18 protein-coding genes, 1 tRNA gene and 1 pseudogene are annotated in these 18,341 nt (G+C 71.6%); 8 read left to right on the forward strand and 12 right to left on the reverse strand.

What is annotated here, in order from left to right; translation table 11 throughout:
* Positions 1 to 17: 17 nt before the first annotated feature.
* The 4 genes from ABZV77_RS16280 to ABZV77_RS16295 are packed head-to-tail and all read right to left on the reverse strand — an operon-like array spanning position 18 to position 3,500.
* A complete protein-coding gene (locus tag ABZV77_RS16280) occupies positions 18 to 1,346 on the reverse strand; it encodes a HAMP domain-containing sensor histidine kinase (RefSeq protein ID WP_356256403.1) in 1,329 nt (442 codons plus the stop codon).
* A complete protein-coding gene (locus ABZV77_RS16285; protein WP_356256406.1) occupies positions 1,343 to 2,095 on the reverse strand; it encodes a hypothetical protein in 753 nt (250 codons plus the stop codon). Before ABZV77_RS16285 ends, ABZV77_RS16280 begins: the two co-directional genes overlap by 4 nt.
* A 52-nt stretch (positions 2,096 to 2,147) precedes the next feature.
* Complete coding sequence (locus ABZV77_RS16290; RefSeq protein WP_356256409.1) at positions 2,148 to 2,840, reverse strand: class F sortase; 693 nt, start codon at positions 2,838 to 2,840, stop codon at positions 2,148 to 2,150.
* 51 nt (positions 2,841 to 2,891) lie between these two features.
* On the reverse strand, positions 2,892 to 3,500 hold the full coding sequence (locus tag ABZV77_RS16295) for a hypothetical protein (protein ID WP_356256412.1): 609 nt from the start codon (positions 3,498 to 3,500) through the stop codon (positions 2,892 to 2,894).
* A gap of 264 nt (positions 3,501 to 3,764) precedes the next feature.
* Between ABZV77_RS16295 and ABZV77_RS16300 the strand changes: the two genes are divergently transcribed.
* A complete protein-coding gene (locus tag ABZV77_RS16300; RefSeq protein ID WP_356256415.1) occupies positions 3,765 to 4,574 on the forward strand; it encodes a nuclease-related domain-containing protein in 810 nt (269 codons plus the stop codon).
* A gap of 32 nt (positions 4,575 to 4,606) precedes the next feature.
* Here the strand turns inward: ABZV77_RS16300 and ABZV77_RS16305 are convergent, their stop codons facing one another.
* Positions 4,607 to 5,035, reverse strand: coding sequence for a nuclear transport factor 2 family protein (locus ABZV77_RS16305; RefSeq protein WP_356256418.1), 429 nt, complete (start codon positions 5,033 to 5,035; stop codon positions 4,607 to 4,609).
* A 292-nt stretch (positions 5,036 to 5,327) separates the two neighbouring features.
* Here ABZV77_RS16305 and ABZV77_RS16310 point away from each other — a divergent pair, with 292 nt between their 5' ends.
* Positions 5,328 to 6,062 carry an alpha/beta hydrolase gene (locus tag ABZV77_RS16310; RefSeq protein WP_356256421.1) on the forward strand — a complete coding sequence of 245 codons (735 nt, stop codon included), beginning with the start codon at positions 5,328 to 5,330 and terminating at the stop codon, positions 6,060 to 6,062.
* An 85-nt stretch (positions 6,063 to 6,147) separates the two neighbouring features.
* On the opposite strand, the gene ligD is transcribed toward ABZV77_RS16310, so the two are convergent.
* The gene (gene ligD, locus ABZV77_RS16315; protein WP_356256424.1) at positions 6,148 to 7,041 is read right to left on the reverse strand and encodes a non-homologous end-joining DNA ligase; all 894 of its coding nucleotides are present in this window, start codon (positions 7,039 to 7,041) and stop codon (positions 6,148 to 6,150) included.
* A gap of 149 nt (positions 7,042 to 7,190) precedes the next feature.
* Here ligD and ABZV77_RS16320 point away from each other — a divergent pair, with 149 nt between their 5' ends.
* Complete coding sequence (locus tag ABZV77_RS16320; protein ID WP_356256427.1) at positions 7,191 to 8,333, forward strand: Ku protein; 1,143 nt, start codon at positions 7,191 to 7,193, stop codon at positions 8,331 to 8,333.
* 11 nt (positions 8,334 to 8,344) lie between these two features.
* On the opposite strand, the gene ABZV77_RS16325 is transcribed toward ABZV77_RS16320, so the two are convergent.
* Positions 8,345 to 9,124 (reverse strand): alpha/beta fold hydrolase, encoded by a 780-nt coding sequence (locus ABZV77_RS16325; protein WP_356256430.1) that lies wholly within the window; start codon positions 9,122 to 9,124, stop codon positions 8,345 to 8,347.
* 290 nt (positions 9,125 to 9,414) lie between these two features.
* On the opposite strand from ABZV77_RS16325, the gene ABZV77_RS16330 reads away from it, so the two are divergent.
* From ABZV77_RS16330 to tatA, 3 genes are all read left to right on the forward strand, one after another.
* Positions 9,415 to 9,765 (forward strand): metalloregulator ArsR/SmtB family transcription factor, encoded by a 351-nt coding sequence (locus ABZV77_RS16330; RefSeq protein ID WP_356257610.1) that lies wholly within the window; start codon positions 9,415 to 9,417, stop codon positions 9,763 to 9,765.
* Positions 9,758 to 12,505: a cation-transporting P-type ATPase gene (locus ABZV77_RS16335; RefSeq protein WP_356256433.1), complete on the forward strand. Its 2,748-nt coding sequence runs from the start codon at positions 9,758 to 9,760 to the stop codon at positions 12,503 to 12,505. Before ABZV77_RS16330 ends, ABZV77_RS16335 begins: the two co-directional genes overlap by 8 nt.
* A gap of 67 nt (positions 12,506 to 12,572) precedes the next feature.
* Positions 12,573 to 12,755, forward strand: a complete 183-nt coding sequence (tatA, locus tag ABZV77_RS16340; RefSeq protein ID WP_356256436.1) for a Sec-independent protein translocase subunit TatA — start codon at positions 12,573 to 12,575, stop codon at positions 12,753 to 12,755.
* Here the strand turns inward: tatA and ABZV77_RS16345 are convergent.
* The 3 genes and pseudogenes from ABZV77_RS16345 to ABZV77_RS16355 all read right to left on the reverse strand — a co-directional run.
* On the reverse strand, positions 12,752 to 13,408 hold the full coding sequence (locus ABZV77_RS16345; RefSeq protein WP_356256439.1) for a YceI family protein: 657 nt from the start codon (positions 13,406 to 13,408) through the stop codon (positions 12,752 to 12,754). The two genes, tatA and ABZV77_RS16345, sit on opposite strands and share 4 nt — an antisense overlap.
* Positions 13,409 to 13,819: 411 nt before the next feature.
* Entirely contained in the window at positions 13,820 to 14,830 is a 1,011-nt protein-coding gene (locus ABZV77_RS16350; RefSeq protein WP_356256442.1) for a helix-turn-helix domain-containing protein, read from the reverse strand.
* Positions 14,831 to 14,962: 132 nt separating this feature from the next.
* A pseudogene (locus tag ABZV77_RS16355) lies at positions 14,963 to 15,268 on the reverse strand (DUF4232 domain-containing protein); the annotation flags it as partial.
* Positions 15,269 to 15,556: 288 nt separating this feature from the next.
* On the opposite strand from ABZV77_RS16355, the gene ABZV77_RS16360 reads away from it, so the two are divergent.
* A complete protein-coding gene (locus ABZV77_RS16360; RefSeq protein ID WP_356256445.1) occupies positions 15,557 to 16,030 on the forward strand; it encodes an NUDIX domain-containing protein in 474 nt (157 codons plus the stop codon).
* Positions 16,031 to 16,046: 16 nt separating this feature from the next.
* On the opposite strand, the gene ABZV77_RS16365 is transcribed toward ABZV77_RS16360, so the two are convergent.
* Positions 16,047 to 16,523 (reverse strand): hypothetical protein, encoded by a 477-nt coding sequence (locus ABZV77_RS16365; protein WP_356256448.1) that lies wholly within the window; start codon positions 16,521 to 16,523, stop codon positions 16,047 to 16,049.
* An 879-nt stretch (positions 16,524 to 17,402) separates the two neighbouring features.
* Positions 17,403 to 17,474: transfer RNA gene (locus ABZV77_RS16370), tRNA-Arg, on the reverse strand.
* 201 nt (positions 17,475 to 17,675) lie between these two features.
* Here ABZV77_RS16370 and ABZV77_RS16375 point away from each other — a divergent pair.
* On the forward strand, positions 17,676 to 18,200 hold the full coding sequence (locus ABZV77_RS16375) for a response regulator (protein WP_356256451.1): 525 nt from the start codon (positions 17,676 to 17,678) through the stop codon (positions 18,198 to 18,200).
* The last annotated feature ends 141 nt before the right edge of the window (positions 18,201 to 18,341 follow it).

Genomic DNA, 18,341 nt, shown 5'->3' on the forward strand with positions numbered 1-18,341 from the left:
GGTGCACACGCGCAAGCTCACGATCCGCCCTGCGGACCGCCGGACTCCTCGCCGTCCCCCGCCGATTCGAACGGCAGCCGTAGCGTCGCCACCGCCCCGCCGTCGGCCGCATTGGCGAACGTCAGCCGTGCGCCGAGCACCGCCGCCTGGCCCAGCGCGATGGTCAGCCCGAGACCGTGCCCCTTGCTCGACCCCTTGCTCGTGCCCTGGGTGCGGAACCGCTGCGGCCCGTGCTCCACGAGGTAGTCGGGAAAGCCGTCGCCGTGGTCCCGCACGGAGACGACGGGACCGTCGACGGTCACGACGACCGGCGGCCGCCCGTGTTTGAGCGCGTTGGCGACGAGATTGCCGAGCACCCGCTCCAGGCGCCGCCGGTCGGTGTCCACGCAGACATCGCGTACGACGACGAGCTCCGTGCCCTCGCCGGAAGAGCGCACCACCCGCTCCGCCAGTGGAGCGAGGTGATGGGCGTCCAGGTCCACCCGCTCGCTCTTCGCGTCGAGCCGGGAGATCTCCAGGAGGTCCTCGGTCAGCGTGCGCAGCGCGGCGACCCGGTCCTGGACCAGCTCGGTCGGCCGCCCCGGCGGCAGCAGCTCGGCCGCCGCGTGCAGCCCGGTCAGCGGGGTGCGCAGCTCGTGCGCCACGTCCGCGGTGAACCGCTGCTCGCTCAGCAGCTTGCCCTGCAGCGTGGAGGCCATCGTGTCCAGGGCCCCGGCGACCGCGGCCACCTCGTCCTGGCGCCGGGGCTCCCCGGTGAGGTCAGGACCCGCGTGCGGGTCCTTGACGCGCGCGTCAAGGTCGCCCGCGCTGATCCGCCGGGCCACCTGCGCCGTCTGGTGCAGCCGCCGCGTCACCCGGGTCACGGCGAACGCGCCGACCAGCAGCGTCGCACCGATCGCGAGCACCGAGGAGCCGAGGATCGCCCGGTCGAGCCCGTCGATGGTGCGGGCGCCCTGCGCGTAGTCGACCTGGACGGCGATGGCGCGCTGCCCGTCGGCGGGCCCCGCCGCCCACATCGTCGGCCGGGACTCGTGGGCGGCGACCATCGTGCCGCGCTGTCCGCTCGCGGCGAGGTCGCGCAGGCGCGAGGGCAGACCGGGCGGGTCGACGCCCGCGCCGGGACCGAGCCGGTCGCCCGCCTCGTACCGCTCGGTCACCTCGTCGAGGTGGGAGAGGGCGCGCTCACGGGCCTGGCCCACGGTCTGGTTGGTCACCGAGACGTGCACGAGCGCGCCGAGCAGCGCGGCGAGCGCACAGCACATGACGGTGATGAAGACGGCGGCCTTCCAGGTGAGGGTCGCCGTCCAGGCGGGGAGTCGCGGCCCGCGCGGCCGCCGGTCGCTCACTGCCCGCCGCCCGCGGAGGGGGAGGGGCTGGGGCTGGGCGCGGCGGGCCGGGGCGTCTTGGACCGGTGCGCCTTGGGGGACACCTTCGAGGAGCGGACGATCTCGTCGCTCGTGGGCAGCATCGCCTTCTGGTGCGAGTCCCAGGACCAGACCGTGTGGTACTCGTATCCCGCGAGGCTGGAGATGGCGCGGATGATCAGGTCGCGCCCGGCCAGCTCGACGCCGAGCACGGCGTCGCTCATCTCCATGATCTGCGTCAGCTGCCGGTTCTCCTCGGCGTAGACGCGGATGTCGAGGTTGTCGTCGGGCGTCGAGACACCGACGATCAGGTCGTCCTTGCCGTCGCCGGTCAGATCCCGGTAGTACGCCTTGAGGACCGGGCACCGCCCCTGCTCGCCCGAGCCGTCCTCGGCGCAGTCCTTCAGCCGCTCGACGGTCTCCTTGTATGCCCGGTCGGTGGGTTCGTACGTCCCCGGGTTCTCCGTGAAGTCCGCGCGCACGACGTCGACGGGGTCCACCTTGTGCAGGTCGCCCTTGGGCACCTTGACGCCCTTGACCTTGACGGCCTCTATGGCGCCGTAGTCCTCGGCGGGCACCGAAGGGGACGCCAGGTCGGGCCAGAGGTGCGTGGGCCCCTCGGCGGTCGGCGTCGGGCCCGCGCCCCGCAGCCCGCCGGGGTCGCCGCAGCCACCGGCCAGCAGGACGGCGAGGACGGCGAAGGCGGCGGGCGCGAGCCGGCTGCGTTGCACTGCACTCCTGCCTGCCGCGGGGGTGCGGCCTGTCGTGGCACCAGGCCTGTTGTTACGTCACCAGGTCGGCGTAGAGAATGATGTTGTCCGAGCGGTGGCCGCCCACGATCGGCCCGCCGCAGGTCAGCAGGCGCAACTCGGGTCGGTCGGTCGCCCCGTACACCTTATTGGTGGGGAAGTCCTTCTTGTCGACCTGCTGGATCTCCCGCACCTTGAACGTCGCGGTGCTGCCGTCCGCACGGGGCACCTCGACAGTGTCGCCGACCTTCACCTTCGCGACGTTCTTCATCAGCGCGGGACCGTTCGCCGTGTCGTAGTGCGCGACGATCACCGCGGCGCCCTTCTCGCCGGGCGTGACCCCGCCGGTCCACCAGCCGGGCTCGTCCGCCTTGTCCACCGGCGGTACGGCGAGCTGCTGATCCGCGCCCACACCGAGGTCGAGCATCGACTTGGCGTCGACTCCCGCCGAGGGGATCCGCAGCCCGGTCGGCTTCGACGCCTTCAGCGGGGCGACGGCCTGCTTGGCCTGGGCGGTGGCGGCGTTGTTCACCTTCACGTCGGGGGCCGGGTCGCCCTTGCCGCCGCCGCCCTGTCCGCAGGCGATCAGACCGATGCCGAGGGCGGCGGTGAGGGCTGCCGCGGCGGCCATCCGGGCGGTGCCCCGACGGGGGCGGGCGGGCGCCTCGGCTGCGTCGGGTGTGCCGGGTGTGCCGGGCTCGAAGTCGGTGGGGGTGCGGGGGGTCATGGGTGGGGCTCCTGTGGTGGAGGGGGAGAGGGAGGACCGGCTCGGTGGGGGTCAGCCGTCCGTGCGGCCGCGGCGCAGCATCGCGAAGCCGAGGCCCGCCGCACCGGCGGCCGCCATGCCGCCACCGGCCACCAGGAACGCAGGGTCCCCGGCGTCGCGCACACCCTCGGCGCCTGCCTTGACCCCACCCTTGGGGGCGACGGTCTTGTTGCCGGTGCCGGTGCCGGTGCCGTGCCGCTGCTTCTGGCCGTTGTCGTCGCCCTTCAGGTACGTGATGCCGATGTGCCCGTTGGACGGGTGCAGCTCGTACTTCACGCCGCCCTGGGTGACCGTCGGATGCGTGGCGGAGAGGGTCGCTATCTCCTTGCCCTTGAGCGAGATCGTCGCGACGTACGCGCCGCCGCGGTTCTGGATCTTCGCCTTCGCGCCGTTGCCGAGGGTCACCTCGAAGACCTCGCCCTTGGGATGGGGCTTGCGCGCCGGGTCCTCGGTCGGCTTCTGGTCCGGCTTCTGCTGGTCCGGCTTCTCGCTCTGCGTGGCCGTCGGCTCCGGGGCGGGCGAGTCCGCGAAGGCGCCCGCGGCCGGGAGGAGCAGCGCTCCGCCGACGAGGGCGGAGACGGCGGCGGTGCGGAGGAGGGTGTGGCGGCGACTGGTGCTCACGGGACGTTCCTTACGGTCGGTCGGCTGATCGCTCCGGCGTGATCGGGGGGACTCCTAAGAAGTTAGATGTCCGCTATTGCGGCAATTCGGCGACTATGTAACAACGGCCCATAACTGTGTGGGCAGTGCCGTTACGGGACCGGTGGGACTTCACACCCGGACCGGGCGCACTCGGCGCAAAGACGCCCCAACTTCCGTCGGCCGCGACCGGGTTCTTGCCGGGGAGCGTGTGGGCTGTTCCCATGGTCGAGGGGGTGATGGCGCATGACCGGACTGCGCGTCGTACCGGCCTGGAGGCACGGTCAGGAGCGTTTGTACGTGTATCGCGCGGACGGCAGGAACGTGGCCTGGTACGACCGCGACTCGGCCCGCGTCAACCTGCTCAGCGAGGAGAGCGAGCGCGCCGTCCTGGAGGTCCTCGCCCCCTTCCTCACGGGCCAGGTCACCGTGGGCCCGCCGCCCGTCCCCACCCCCGTCGAGCTGGCCCGGCTCGCCCTCCACCCGGACGACGACCTCGCGCCCAACCGCCCCGGCGAGGCCCTGCAGATCTCCCTGGACCGCGACCCGGCGCCCGCCCGCAGGCTGCGTGCCGACGCCCGGCACCGCGCGCTCGCCGCCGAGCGGTCCGTCGGCGAAACCCTCGACGGGCTCGAAGGCGCGGGCTGGCGGGTGCTGCACTCCCTGCCGCTGCCCGGCGACGCCCGCATCCACCATCTGCTGATCGGGCCCGGTGGCCTGTTCTGCGTGGGCACCCTCGCCGTCCGCAAGCAGCGGGTGCGCATCGCCGACCCGATGGTGACGGTCGGCCGCGCCGAGCCGATCCCCCTGCTGCGCTCGCTCCGCTCGGACGCGGGCCGGGCCTCCTTCGCGCTGACGGCGGAGGTCCGCCCCGTCCTGGTGCTGGCCGGGACCGGCGCCGCCGACCTGGACGTGGCGGCGCCGCCGCGCGACGTGCGGGTGCTGCGCGAGGCGGACCTGCCTGCGCTGGCGCGCCTCGGCGGGGTGCTGAAACCGGCCGATGTGGAGGCCCTGCACGCGCTGGCCCGGGACCGCCGCACCTGGGTGCGGGTCTGACGCCTCGGGGCGGAGGCCGGGGTGCCGGGTTGCTACAGGTTGTCCCCCCAGCCGCCCTGGATCATGGTCTGGAAGGCCCAGGACCCGCCGCGCCTGATCAGGATGTCGGCGTAGCGCAGGTGCTGCGTCTCGCCGTTCGCCGTCATCACCGAGTCGGTGAAGACGACGGCCATCGCGGGGGAGAGGAAGACGGGCGTGCGCGTGGACTCGAAGCTGATGTCCTCGCTTCCGTCCCCCATGACGTGCGTCATGGTCCCCACGAACTGCTCCCGGTCCCACTGCGCCGCCCGCCCGTCGCCCGCGGAGTCGTCGCTGACCAGGTTGAGCGGGAAGACGGCCAGGTCGGCCATCCGCTCGACATCGCGCTTCGCGCTGTGCGCGTCGTACTCGGCGAACCAGGCGTCCAGGCTCGCGCGGTCCTCGTCGGTCGGGACGTATCCGGTCTCGGGAAGAAGGGTCACGCGGTCTCCTCTGCGGTGTACGGGATTACTCAAGTTTGACTACGACAGGGAAGGTATGCCACGAGAGGCCTGTAGTCAAACTTGATTAGCTGTGACGCCGGTCACGGGGCGAGGCTTCCGCAAAACCTGTTGGCGGCCCGCGGCGGCCGCTGCTACGTTCCTGACGGCCGTGCGAGAGATGGAGGAGGTGGTACCCGTGAACGTATCGACGTGGGTGCTCTCCTCCGGGGTCACGGTCGGGCGATAGGTCGTCCGGGAGTGCCGCTCAAGCGCATTCCCGAAAGGCACGACCATGCATTTTGCTTTCACTTCCGAGCAGCGCCTCGACGACGGCGTCCTCGAACGCGAGTTCACCCTCGGCGAGATCCCCGGCACCCTGTGGACGCCGCCTGAAACTGCGTCCGCATCGGCCCCGCTGGTCCTGATGGCCCACAACAACGGCCTGCCCAAGGCGCAGCCCCGGCTGGTGGCCCGGGCCCGGCACACCGCGGCGTGCGGCTACGCGGTGGCGACCATCGACGCCGCCGGATGCGGTGACCGCCCCCGTTCCGCCGCCGAAGAGCAGGCCCGCGCCGACCTCCGCCGGGCGATGCGGGCGGGCGAGCCGGTCGACGAGATCTTCGAGTCCGTGGTCGGCCCGATGGTCGAGAAGGCGGCTCCGGAGTGGCTGACCACCCTGGACGCCCTCCTCGCGCTGCCCGGCATCGGCGGCCCGGTCGGGTACTCGGGGTGGACCGCCCTCGGCATCCGCCTCGCGGCGGTCGAGCCGCGCATCGCGGCCGCCGGGTTCTTCGCCGGGGGATACGTGCCCCGCGCCCAGCGCGAGGAGGCCCGGCAGGTCACCGTTCCGCTGCTGCTCCTGCTGCAGTGGGACGACGAGGGGAACCCGCGGCAGCGGGCCCTGGACTTGTTCGACGCGTTCGGCAGCAAGCAGAAGACGCTGCACGCCAATCTGGGCGGACACACCGGCACCCCGTGGTTCGAGGTGGAGGACGGGGGACGGTTCTACGACCGGCACTTGAAGTAGGCCGGGACGCCTGAAGCAGGCCGGGGCGCCTGAAGCAGGCCGGGGTACCTGAAGCAGGCCGGGGTACCTGAAGCAGGCCGGGCCGTCAGTCCGGCGGCAGCGGGCGCGCCAGGTCGGGGTCGTCGAGCGGTTCGAACAGATCCCCGTACCGCGCCAGCCGCGAGGCGATGTCGTCCGCGGCGAAGACCAGTCGGCCCGGCTCGTCGCACTCCTCGACCTCGTCCCAGGTCACGGGGGTGGAGACGGTCGGCTCCTGGCGCGCCCGCAGGGTGTAGGGGGCGGCGGTGGTCTTCGCGGCGGCGTTCTGGCTGAAGTCGACGAAGACCTTGCCGGGGCGCAGGCTCCGCGTCATGCGGTGCACGACGAGGCCGGGCAGCGCACGCTCGGCCTCGACGGCCAGCGCCTTGGCGTACGCCGTGACCCGTTCGGAGGAGGCGGGCTCCAGCGGTACGAGCAGATGCAGCCCCTTGCTCCCTGACGTCTTCGCGTACGCGTGGAAGCCGTCGGCGGCCAGCCGCTCCCGCAGCCAGAGCGCCGCCCGGCAGCACTCCACGACCGTGGCGGGCGGCCCCGGATCCAGGTCGAGGACCATCCGGTCGGCCAGGGCCGGGGCGTCGGCCCGCCACTGCGGCACGTGGAACTCAGTGACCAGGTTGGCCGCCCACATCAGGGTGGCCAGGTCCTGGACGACGACCTGCCGGGCGGTCCCCTCGGAGCGGGAGCGGGGCACCTCGGCGGTGTGCACCCAGTCGGGCGTGCCCGGCGGCACGTTCTTGGAGAAGAACTGCTGGCCGTCGGGCCCGTCCGGGTAGCGCAGGAAGGAGACGGGCCGGTCGCGGAGGTGAGGGAGGAGGGCGTCGGCCGTGGCGGCGTAGTAGTGCAGGACCTCGCCCTTGGTGAAGCCGCTCGCGGGATACAGGACCTTGTCCAGATTGCTGAGCGCGAGCCGCCGCCCCTCCACCTCCGTGATCGGCGTCATAGGATGAGAGTCCCATAAAACGCCTGTAGCGCCATAGACGTAACAAAGGCGATATCTACGAGAAACAAGACAACCACGACAAGCGCTGCAAGAGAACGCCAGAACTCGTCGAGCTCTTTCCCCGCTCCCGTCCCGGTGAGGTGTCGGACGTGCGATCCATATGGAACGGTGCGATCTCCTTCGGGCTGGTCAGCATCCCGATCAAGCTCGTGAACGCGACCGAGAGCCACGCGGTCTCCTTCCGCCAGATCCACACGGAGGACGGCGGCCGCATCCGCTACCGCAAGGTGTGCGAGCTGGAGGAGCGCGAGGTCCCGACGGCGGAGATCGGCAAGGGGTACGAGGACGCGGACGGCTCGATCATCCCGATCACGGACGACGACCTGGCCACGCTGCCCATCCCCACCGCCAAGACGATCGAGATCGTCGCCTTCGTCCCCGCGGACCGCATCGACCCGCTCCAGATGGGCGCCGCGTACTACCTCGCGGCGAGCGGCACCCCGGCAGCCAAGCCGTACACGCTGCTGCGCGAGGCGCTCAAGCGGAGCAAGAAGGTGGCCATCGCGAAGTTCGCGCTCCGGGGCCGGGAGCGGCTCGGCATGCTGCGCGTGGTCGACGACGTGATCGCCATGCACGGGCTGCTGTGGCCGGACGAGATCCGCGCGCCGGAAGGGGTGGCCCCGGACACGGAGGTCACCGTGCGCGACGCCGAACTCGACCTGGCGGACGCGCTGATGGACACCCTCGGCGAGGTCGACATCGACACCCTCCACGACGACTACCGCGAGGCGGTCGAGGAACTCATCGCGGCGAAGGCCGACGGCGCGGCCCCGGCGGAACGGGCCCCGGCAGGGGAGGGCGGCGGCAAGGTCATCGACCTGCTCGCCGCCCTGGAGAACAGCGTCCGCGAGGCCCGCACGGCGCGGGGCGAGAACCCGGAGGGCGCCTCGCGGAAGGTGGCCGACGTGACCCCGCTCGCCCGCAAGTCGTCCCGCGCGACCCCCAAGCAGGTGGGCGGCAAGAAGTCGACGGCGGCCTCGGCGAAGAAGAAGGCCGCCCCCGCGGGCAAGAAGGCGACGAAGACGTCGTCGGCGGCCAAGACGTCGGCGGCCAGGACGTCAGGGGCGAAGGCGTCGGGGTCGAAGCAGGCGGAGGCGAAGGCAACGGCCGGGACGACCGCGCGCAAGACGTCGGCCAAGAAGACGACCGCGACGACCACGACGACGGCCGGGGCCAAGAAGACGGCCGCGGCGAAGAAGACGACGTCGGGGAGGCGCAGGGCTTCCGCCTGAGCGGGGCGCCGTCAGGGCGTGGCCGCGCTCCGGCCCGTCAGTGCGGAGGCGATGACCTCCGTGACGTACGGCAGATGGTCGTCGAGGAAGAAGTGGCCTCCGGTCAGCACATGGCAGGAGAAGTCGCCGCTCGTCTCGCTCTCCCAGGCCCGCACGCTCTCGACCGGGACCCGAGGGTCCGCATCCCCGGTCAGCGCGACGACCGGGCAGCCGAGTGGTGGTCCGGCGCGGTGGACGTGGTGGTCCAGGAGCCGGTAGTCGGCGCGTACCGGCGGCAGGATGAGCGGCAGCAGGTCGGGGGAGGACAGGAGCTCGTTGGCGGTGCCGGACAGCTTCCGCATCTCGTCCACGAGTTCGGGGTCGGACATCTCGTGCACCGGCCGGTCCGCCGCGGGGCGCCAGGGCAGCGAGGGGGCCTGCCGTCCGGAGACGAACAGGGCCACGGGCGGCCGTCCCTCGGCCGTCATGCGCCGCGCGGTCTCGAACGCGAGGACCGCGCCCATGCTGTGCCCGAACAGGGCGGTCGACGTGGTCGGGGTGGTCGGGGCGACCGCTCCCCGGCCGGGGAGCGCGGCGAGCACGGCGTCGACGACCTCGTCCGTCCGCTCGGCAAACGGCTCGCCGTACCGCTCCTGGCGGCCCGGGTACTGCACGACCAGTGGGTCGACGGTGCCCGATACGGCGGCCGACAGCGGGTGGTAGGCGCTGGCGGAGCCGCCCGCGTGCGGGAAGCAGAGCAGTCGGGTCCCGGCGGCGGGTGCGGGGTGGAAGCTGCGTATCCAGTCGCCCACGAGCGGGACCGTCCTTTCACATGCCGCGCACGGCGGCGGTGTTCTTCGTACGACGTCCGCCAGCATGCCCGAAGGGGGGCGCGGGGGCGAAGGTCGGGGGAGGGCTCCGACCTAGACTGACGGCTGACGGCTGACGCCTGGGGCGCGAAGGACGAGCAGGTACGAGCAGTGCGAGCAGTACGAGAAGGGCGACGGTGGTGAGAGCGGGAGGCCGGTGGACGGCGTCGGCGGCGACGGATGCGACGCCGCACGGGACGCCGCACGGGACGACGGACGGGACGACGGACGGCCTGGGCGGCCACGACGATCCGCCCGCCGAGCTCCTCACGGAGGCGGCCGCCGCCTTCGGCCTGCTCGCGTCGTCCGCGCGGCTGCACATCGTGTGGGCCCTGGCGCAGGGCGAGAGCGATGTGAGCGGCCTCGCCGACCGGGTGGGCGGCGCGCTGCCCGCCGTAAGCCAGCACCTCACCAAGCTGAAACTGGCCGGGCTCGTCGGGTCGCGCCGTGAGGGCCGCCGCGTGGTGTACTTCGTCGCCGACCCCGACGTGGTGACGGTCGTACGCCTGATGGTCACCCAACTCGCGGCGCGCGCCGAGGCGTCCGCCGCCCCGGCCCGCCGACTCCGCGGAACCGGTGCCTGAGGGTCCGGTGTCCGGGCCGACCACGCTCCAGGTCCTGCGCTCGCTGGAGACCGGACCGCGAGGCCTCACGGAGGAGGAGGCCGACGCCCGCCTGGCCCGCCACGGCCCGAACGTGCTGCCGACCCGGCGAAGGGTGTCCTGGCCGCTCCGCTTCGTACGCGGACTGCGCGACCCGTTCACCGCGGTCCTGTTCTGCTTGGGCCTGGTCTCCGCGGGCATGGGGGCGTGGGGCACGACCTCTGTGATCACCGTCCTGGTGGCGGTGAGCTGTGCGCTGCGTGCGACGGGCGAACACCGCGCCGACCGCGCGATGACGGCCCTGCGCGACCTGGTGCCCACGACGGCGACGGTCCTGCGCCGTCCGTCCGCCACCGACGAGCGGCCCTCGCCCCGCGAACTCCCCGTCGACGAACTCGTCCCCGGCGACGTCATCCGGCTGGCCCCCGGAGACGTGATCCCGGCGGATGCGCAGGTGCTCGGTGCGACGGCCCTGTCGGTGACGGAGGCCCCGCTGACGGGCGAGTCGTCCCCGACCGGCAAACACCCCTGGACGACGCCGAAGGGGCGGGACCCCGCCCCGGCCGACTCCCCTCGCCCTCACCTCTGCTACCAGGGCAGCAGCGTCACCGCGGGCAGTGGCACCGCCGTCGTGACGGCGACGGGACGGCACACGCGCTTCGCCGCGACGCACACCCCCCGCAGGCGGCCCGCCCGCGCCTTCGACCGTTCCGTGCACGGCATTTCCTGGATCCTCATCCGCTTCATGCTGCTCACGCCTCCGCTGGTGCTCATGGCGGACGCCGCGCTGCGCGGCCGCGGCCTGGAGACGCTGCCGTTCGCCGTCGCAGTGGCGGTCGGACTCACCCCGGAGATGCTGCCGGTAGTCGTCACGACATGCCTGGCCCGGGGCGCCGCGCACCTCTCCCGCACCCACGGCGTGATCGTCAGACGGCTGCCCGCCCTGCATGACCTCGGCGCCATGGACGTCCTGTGCGTCGACAAGACCGGCACGCTCACACAGGACCGCCCGCGGGTCGACCGCGGCCTCGACGCGGCGGGCCGCGACGCCCCCGAGGTCCTGCACTGGGCGGCGGTGAACGCCTGGTGGACCCTGCAACTGGCCGACCTGCCCGCCCCGGACGCCCTCGACGAGGCGATCCTGGCCGCGGCCGCGCCCGACGAGGACGCCCTCACCCGCTACGACGGCGTCGCGGCACTGCCCTTCGATCCGGTACGCCGCCTCGCGACGGCCGTCGTCACGCGCCCCGGCGCGGGCCTCGGCGTCCACACGCTGGTGGTCAAGGGCGCCGTCGAGAACGTACTGGAGCTCTGCGCCCTGCCCGACGAGGAGCGCGCACGCCTGCACGCGCGGGCGGCCCGGCACGCGGCGGAGGGCCTGCGCCTGCTGGCCGTGGCCACGGCGGACCGCCCCGCACGCCTCACCCGGCACGCCCTGCGCACCTCGCACACCCCGCACACCGGGCACGCCCGCCACGCGGCCTGGACCCCGGCCGACGTGCACACCCTGACCTTCCGCGGCTTCGTCACCTTCAGCGACGCCCTGGCACCGGCAGCCGGACCCGCCCTGCGCGCGCTCGCCGACCGCGGCGTCACGGTCAAGATCCTCACCGGCGACCACCCCGGCACCGCCGCACGCGCCTGCCGCGACCTGGGCCTGCCCGTCGCCCCGGACGCCGTCCGCACGGCCGCCGACATAGACGCCCTGCCACCCGCCGAACTCGCGGGACTGGCGGAACTGGCGGAACTGGCCCACCGCACCACGGTCTTCGCCGACTGCACCCCCGACCACAAGGCCCGCGTCGTCGCGGCCCTGCGCGCCCACGGCCACACCACGGGTTTCCTGGGCGACGGCGTCAACGACCTGCCTGCCCTGCACACGGCCGACGTGGCCCTGGCCCCGCACGACGCGGTGCCGGTGGCGAGGGAGGCGGCGGACGTGGTGCTGCCGTCCCCCACGAACCACGCCCCCGACCCAGCGGACACCCCGGCCCCCCGAGCCGCCGCGAACGGCCTGGCAGCCATCGACCACGCCGTCACCGCGGGCCGGGGCAGCGGCGCGAACATCGCGACGTATCTGCGCATCACGCTCTCCTCGAACCTCGGCAACGTCATGGCGATGCTCACCGCGGGCCTCCTCCTGCCCTTCCTGCCGATGCTCCCGGCACAGGTGCTCGCCCAGAACCTCTGCTTCGACGCGGCCCAGCTCGCCTTCGCCTACGAACGCCCGGCGGCCACCGCGCTGCGCCGCCCCACCACACTGCGTCCCCGTGCCTTCCTCCGTCTGATCACGGGTTTCGGCGTGCTCAACGCGGTGGCGGACCTGGCGACCTTCGCGGTCCTCGCGCTCGCGGCGCCGGGCCCGACGGGGACGGAGGACGAGTCGCTGTTCCACTCGGGCTGGTTCACCGAGAACCTGCTCACGCAGGCCCTGGCGATGCTGCTCCTGCGCACGACGTACGCCACGGCGACCCGCCCCAAAGCCACTCGCGCCAAAGCCAGCCGCCCCAAAGCCACCCGCGCCCGGACCGCCGCGACCCCGGTCACCCGTGGGGCCATGGCCCTGGCGGCTGCCGGGATCCTCATCCCCCTCACCCCCCTGGGCCCGCCCCTCGGCATGACGGCCCTGCCGCTCCTCTACTACGCACTCCTGGCCCTGGTCCTGATCCTCTACGCAACGGCACTGCTGACCCTGAGAGCCCGCTTCGCCGATCAGCCGTGACGGTTGTACAGTTGCGCAATATGGCAAGTGTTGCGAGTGTGGCAACTGTGAGAGACGAGGGCCAACGATGATCCGCAACGCCCTGCAGCCCTGGCACCTACTGATCCTGGTGCTGGCGATCGTGGTGCTGTTCGGCTCCAAGAAGCTCCCGGACGCCGCCCGCTCGGTGGGCAAGTCCCTGCGCATCCTCAAGAGCGAGACGAGGGCGCTGAGGGACGAGGACGCGAAGCGGGAGCAGGAAGACCGCTAGGACGCGGTGGCCCGCACCGCGGAGATGTCGAACTGCAGCCGGACCTTCTCGCTGACCATGGTGCCGCCCGCCGCGAGGCGCTGGTTGTAGACCAGTCCCCACTCGGTGCGGTCGATGGTGGTGGTGCCGTCGAACCCGACCCGCTCGAAACCGAAGGGGTCCACGACCGAACCCAGATAGTCGAGTTGCAGCTCGACGGGGCGGGTGACGTCGCGGATGGTCAGGTCCCCGGTCATGCGGAAGCTCTCCCCGCCCTCGTGGACGGTGGAGGTGCTGCGGAACGTCATCTCCGGGAAGCGGCGCGCGTCGAAGAAGTCGGTGCCGACGAGATGCGCGTCCCGCTGCTCCACGCCGGTGTCGACGCTGGCGACCCGGATGACGATCTCGGCCCGCGACTCGGCGGGCCGGGCGCCGTCGAAGTACAAGGTGCTGTCGTACTCCGCGAAGGCGCCCCGGACGGTCGTGACCATCGCGTGCCGCACGGAGAATCCGACGCGGCTGTGCGGGCGGTCGATGGTCCACTGCCCCGTCAGACCGCGCAGCGCGGAGTCGAGCTCGACACCGCCGGTCGAGGCCTGCGCGCCGGGCGCGCCGGGGCCACCGGCCGGTATTGGCTCCATGGTGGCGGTCTGGCGACGGCTGAAGATGCCCACGAGGTCGTACCCTCCTTCGACAATGATCACTCCGTGTTATCACGCCGACCGCTCGGGCCACCCGGCAAGATGGGCGGCCTCGTCCGGGTTCCATGGCCTTGACTGCAAAGATGCACAGGATCGACATGATGTGGAGGCGCGGGCGGGCGGCCGGGGGTTACGTACGGTGACGGCGCACGCGACCGGTGACGGGCCGCGGGAGGTCAGCGAGGGAGATGAGCAGGGGGATGAGCGAGGGAGATGAGGTCCGGTACCCCGGGCGGCGTGCCGGAGCCGGGCGCACCGGCACACCGACACACCGCCTCATCAGGTGTACGCGCCCCTACGCCCTCCCCCGTTGACATGGGCGCAGTGGCGGACACTGGCGGCGGGCCCCCGTTCTCGCCGCCGCACCCGAGTCTTCCCGACCGTTCAATCCGCGTCTTTGACCAAGGGCGCACTGTTGTTGACCGCCAGCGCACTCCCGTTGCTCAGCAGCGTACGAGCGCGTACTTCGCTGGGCGTGACTCCGTACGCGGCGCGGAACGCGCGGGTGAAGACGGCGGGCTGGGCGAAGCCCCAGCGGGCCGCGATGGCGCCGACGGGCATGGTGGCGAGCGTCGGATTGGCCAGCGCCCGGCGGCAGCGCTCCAGGCGCAGCTGCCGGATCCAGGAGGAGACCGTCAGCCCTTGGTCCTGGAAGAGCCGGTGCAGATAGCGGGTGGAGATGTGGTGGGCGGCGGCGATGCTGTCCGGATTGAGCCCGGGGTCGCGCAGATGCCGTCGGATGTGGCTCTGCACCTGCAGCAGCAGGGTGCGCGTACGGCTCTCGGGCGGTAACTCGCGCTCGTTGTCCAGGTGTTGGGCGGCGAGATGCCCCACCAGGTCGACGAGGGTATGGGTGAGCCGGTCCGCCGCCGCGGTGGTGTCCCCGAACTGCCCGGCGTCATCGACGACTTGGCACATGAAGTGGGCGAGCAGCGAGCCGAAGCCTTCCCGGCCGGACAGCGGCCGGGAGACGACGTCGGAGAGGCGGTCGGCCGGGAAGGGGAGCAGGTGCATGGGCAGTGTCGCGACGATGCTCCGGGTCGGGTCGCCGCTCTCGTCCCCGCGCCGCATCCACCCCTCGAAGGGCGACGAGGACTCGTACAGAAGGAAGTTGCCCGGCCCGAACCGCACGTTGCGCCCGGCCTGTTCGAAGCCGCTGAGCCCCTCCAGGGTGAGGGATACCTGGAGGCTGCCGGGATCGCCTCTGCGGATGTGCCGGGCCGTCCGGCGCACTTCGGCCGACGGATACGCCATGGTGGTCAGCGTCGCCGCGCCTAGGTCCACGTGGTCGACCGCCACGGGGAAGTCGTCGGTGAAGTCACTGTGCAACGTCGTCGCGATCGGTGACGCGGACTTCAGCCCGAACCACCAGTCGAACCGCTCCTCCGGGGGCACGGCCTCACTGTTCAGGCACGCTCGGATCATCCTCAGCCCTCTCGCTCGTACGCTCGTCCCCCCTGCCCCCGATTGCCCCCTGTCACCAACTCCCCAAGCGTGCAGCCGACTCCCTCCGAGCGGAAGGTTCCGTTACTGCTTTCCGGTGCCGACGGGGTCCACCGTGACGGTCGAGACGTCCTTGTCGGTGACGGGGAGATTGAGGGAGACGGGCAGGGTCTTGGAGTGGGTCTCGTCGGGCGGGGTGATGACGAGGCTGGTGATGTCCAGACCGGAGCCGCCGGAGTCGTTGCTCGGGTAGTGGAGGGTGAAGCGGGTCGTCTCACCGGACTTGAGGGCGACGGCCGGAGCCGCGAGCTTGCTGCGCTCTGCGCCGATGGCACCGGGACCGCTGTCGGCCTTGAGGTCGACCCCGGGGAACCCCTTGAGCGAACAGGCCTCCCCGTGCCCGCTCCCGTCTTCTGCGGAAGCGGACGCCCCCCGGAACGGGTGAGGGTCTTGGAGCGCATTGGTTGTTCCCTGCGGTAGTCGCCGTTCGCCCGCGACGGGCGGGCGATCGGCAGGTGCGTGTGGTACTGGTGGCAGGGACTTGCGGGGCCCATGACAAGGTTCCACGCAACGGCCGTCTACCGCATGTCCCTTACATGCGCTTACAAAGCCCACACAACGAGCCCCGGCCGCACCTGCCGCCGCACCTCGGCGCTTCCACCGCTTAGTGTCGGCAAGGTGGAAACAACGAACCGGCCGGCTGCCCGGGTCATCTGTATGGATGCCGCCCACCGTCTGCTTCTCCTGCGCTGGCAGGATCCGTCCGACGGGGCATGGCTCTGGGAGCCGCCGGGTGGCGGCATCGAGCCCGGCGAGACGCCATTGCTGGCGGCACGACGTGAGTTGGCCGAGGAGACCGGACTCGACCCGTCTGCGGTCCTCGAAGGGTCGGTGCCCGTCGACCGTGATGTGTACTGGAACGGAGAGCAGTACACGGGGACGGAACACTTCTTCGTCGCCCGCTTCCCGGTGGACGAACCACCCCTGAGCCGCACCGGCTTGCTCCCCGACGAGCAGGCCAGCCTGGACACGCACACCTGGATCGCATGGTCGGACCTGCCCTCGCTCCAGGACCCGGTCGAGCCACCGCAGTTGCTGGAGGTACTGGACGCGTTGGCACCGGACGGCCCGTGGCGCGACCGAGCGCGGTGAGGTCCCTCCCTCGCGATCATCTGCGGCTCTGGCCCCTGGCGATGTCGACAAGGTCCGTGGGCAGGAACCTCGCCCCATAGAGGAGCCCCACCGCGACCAGCGCAACTACGCCGACGAGCACGCTCGTTGCAGGGTCGGGCAACCCGAGCAGTGACGCTCCCGCGGCCGTCCCGACCACCGTGACGCCCAGCCCGGCCAGACGCACCCACTCACGATTCACTGCTTTGGTGGAATCAGCCAGATCTTCGGGATCCAGCAAGGCGCCGGTGCGTCCCTCCGCATATCGCTCGGCAATCTTCAGCAACATCTTGGCCAGGTCTTCAAATGCCTCGGCGGTGTCGGCGTCAATGTCCTGCCGCGCCTCGGCAACCCTTAGCGCGCCGATTACCTCCGCCGCATGCTCTTTGAGCTGCCGCCGGTGTACTCGCCGAACGTGGCCGTGCCGAAACCGCCAAGCGGACCAGATCACCCGTTCCGCATCGGAGATATCCACTCGGGGAGAGTGCAAAGGGGCGCTGGTCACCCACGCTCTGCATTTGGCACGCGCGAGGCCGACGCGTCCGGCCCGAGAAGTGAGGACCACTGCGGGTCGGTACACAGAAGCCTCCGCGAAACGCCCCCCAATAAGACTCATGAGAATTTCAAACCTGGGGGGTAGTCCCGCATTGGGATCCGGCGGAATGGACCCGGGGTCCTGCACTCTGCGGAAGACCGGCGCCGTCGCACGGAGCACCCGCAGGAGCATCAGGGACAGCACGAGCACGAGCGCGATGACTACTGCCACCCCGGCGCTCGGCACATACCTGTACCTCCCCGTCCGCCCCCAAGCCTCTCTCAGAGCGTCGACGAACGGGCCGACACTGAGCAGAGCCCACGTCAAGATCATCAATTTGAGGACGGCAGCCACAGCCGCGAACGGGGAAGCCGAATACCACTTCTCGACCGCCTGGCGGAGGGGTTTTGCGCTACCCAGCTCAACGAGCCCAAAAGAAGACAGGTCTCGACAGGTATTACTCAAATGCCGACCTGCTCGCCCCCTCGCCCACGCCAGATGCCGAGCGTCGAACGATTCGAGTCTGCGCAAGATCCATTGGCTTAACGGTCCTGAACCGGCTGTATTGGCTCCGGCCACGGAAAGCCACACCAGCGCGACGAAGCCGAGGGCGGAGAGCCCACCCAGAACGGACTTCAAGGTTACGAGCACCAGGGCAGTCTGGCCCCAACTCCCCTTCAGAGGGGCCAATTCACCGATTTGCCCAGCGGCCGCGACGAGGACCTTCCGAGCGAGGACGACCGACCCGCCCGCAGATACGCGAAGACCCCGGCCTCAGCGTTTCCGCTGGTGACGGGGTCTTGGGCACCCAATACAAGGTGCCCCCGGCAGGATTCGAACCTGCGCACACGGCTCCGGAGGCCGTTGCTCTATCCCCTGAGCTACGGGGGCGTATCAGCGCTGCTTGCGCGGTGACGGGTAGAACCCTACCAGCTCTCCGGGGCTCGCCATGAACAGGTATTTCTCCGCTCCCGAGGCGGCCCCGTGAGGGGGGCAGGTCGATGGGGGCGGGGGTGGTGGCCGGGCGGGCCGCACGGGGCGGAAGTAGGGAAAACCGGGACGCGGTGGTGGGCGCGGACCTACTCTCGAGTTGTGCCAGGCGTGCCCGGCCGCGTGCTTGTTGTGGACGACAACAAGGTCATCCGGCAACTGATCAGGGTCAACCTCGAGCTGGAGGGCTACGAGGTCGTGACCGCGGCCGATGGTGTCGAATGCCTGGACGTCGTGCAGGAGGTCCAGCCCGATGTGGTCACCCTCGACGTCGTGATGCCCCGGCTCGACGGGCTGCGGACCGCGGCGCGGTTGCGTTCCGACGCGCGGACGCGGAATCTCCCCATCGTCGTCATCAGTGCCTGCACGCAGTACGAGGTCGAGAGCGGCCTCGAGGTCGGTGTCGACGCCTTTCTGGCCAAGCCCTTCGAGCCGAACGAACTGGTGGGCATCGTCCGCCAGTTGATGGCGGTCGAGGGGGAGGGGCAGGGGGAGGACGAGCCCGAGGGGGTTGCGGTCGGGCGGGAGCTCGGGCGCGGCGCCTCGGGGAGCGAGTGCCGGACCAGTGGCGGGTGCGGAGGCGGCGGCGCCGGTGAGGCCGAGCGCGCCGCGCAGCACGGTGGCTGAGTCGGCCCCATAGCCCCAGCGGTTCCGCAGCCTCGTGACTCAGCTGCTCCGCTGGCCGAGGTGGGCTACCCGTACGTAAGGACGGGGCCACCCCGTCCACATCCCGGACCATCGGCCAAACCGACTCGCATACCCACCCCC

It is taken from the genome of Streptomyces sp. NPDC004732, from assembly GCF_040609235.1.
In the GTDB taxonomy this organism is placed as follows: Bacteria; Actinomycetota; Actinomycetes; order Streptomycetales; family Streptomycetaceae; genus Streptomyces.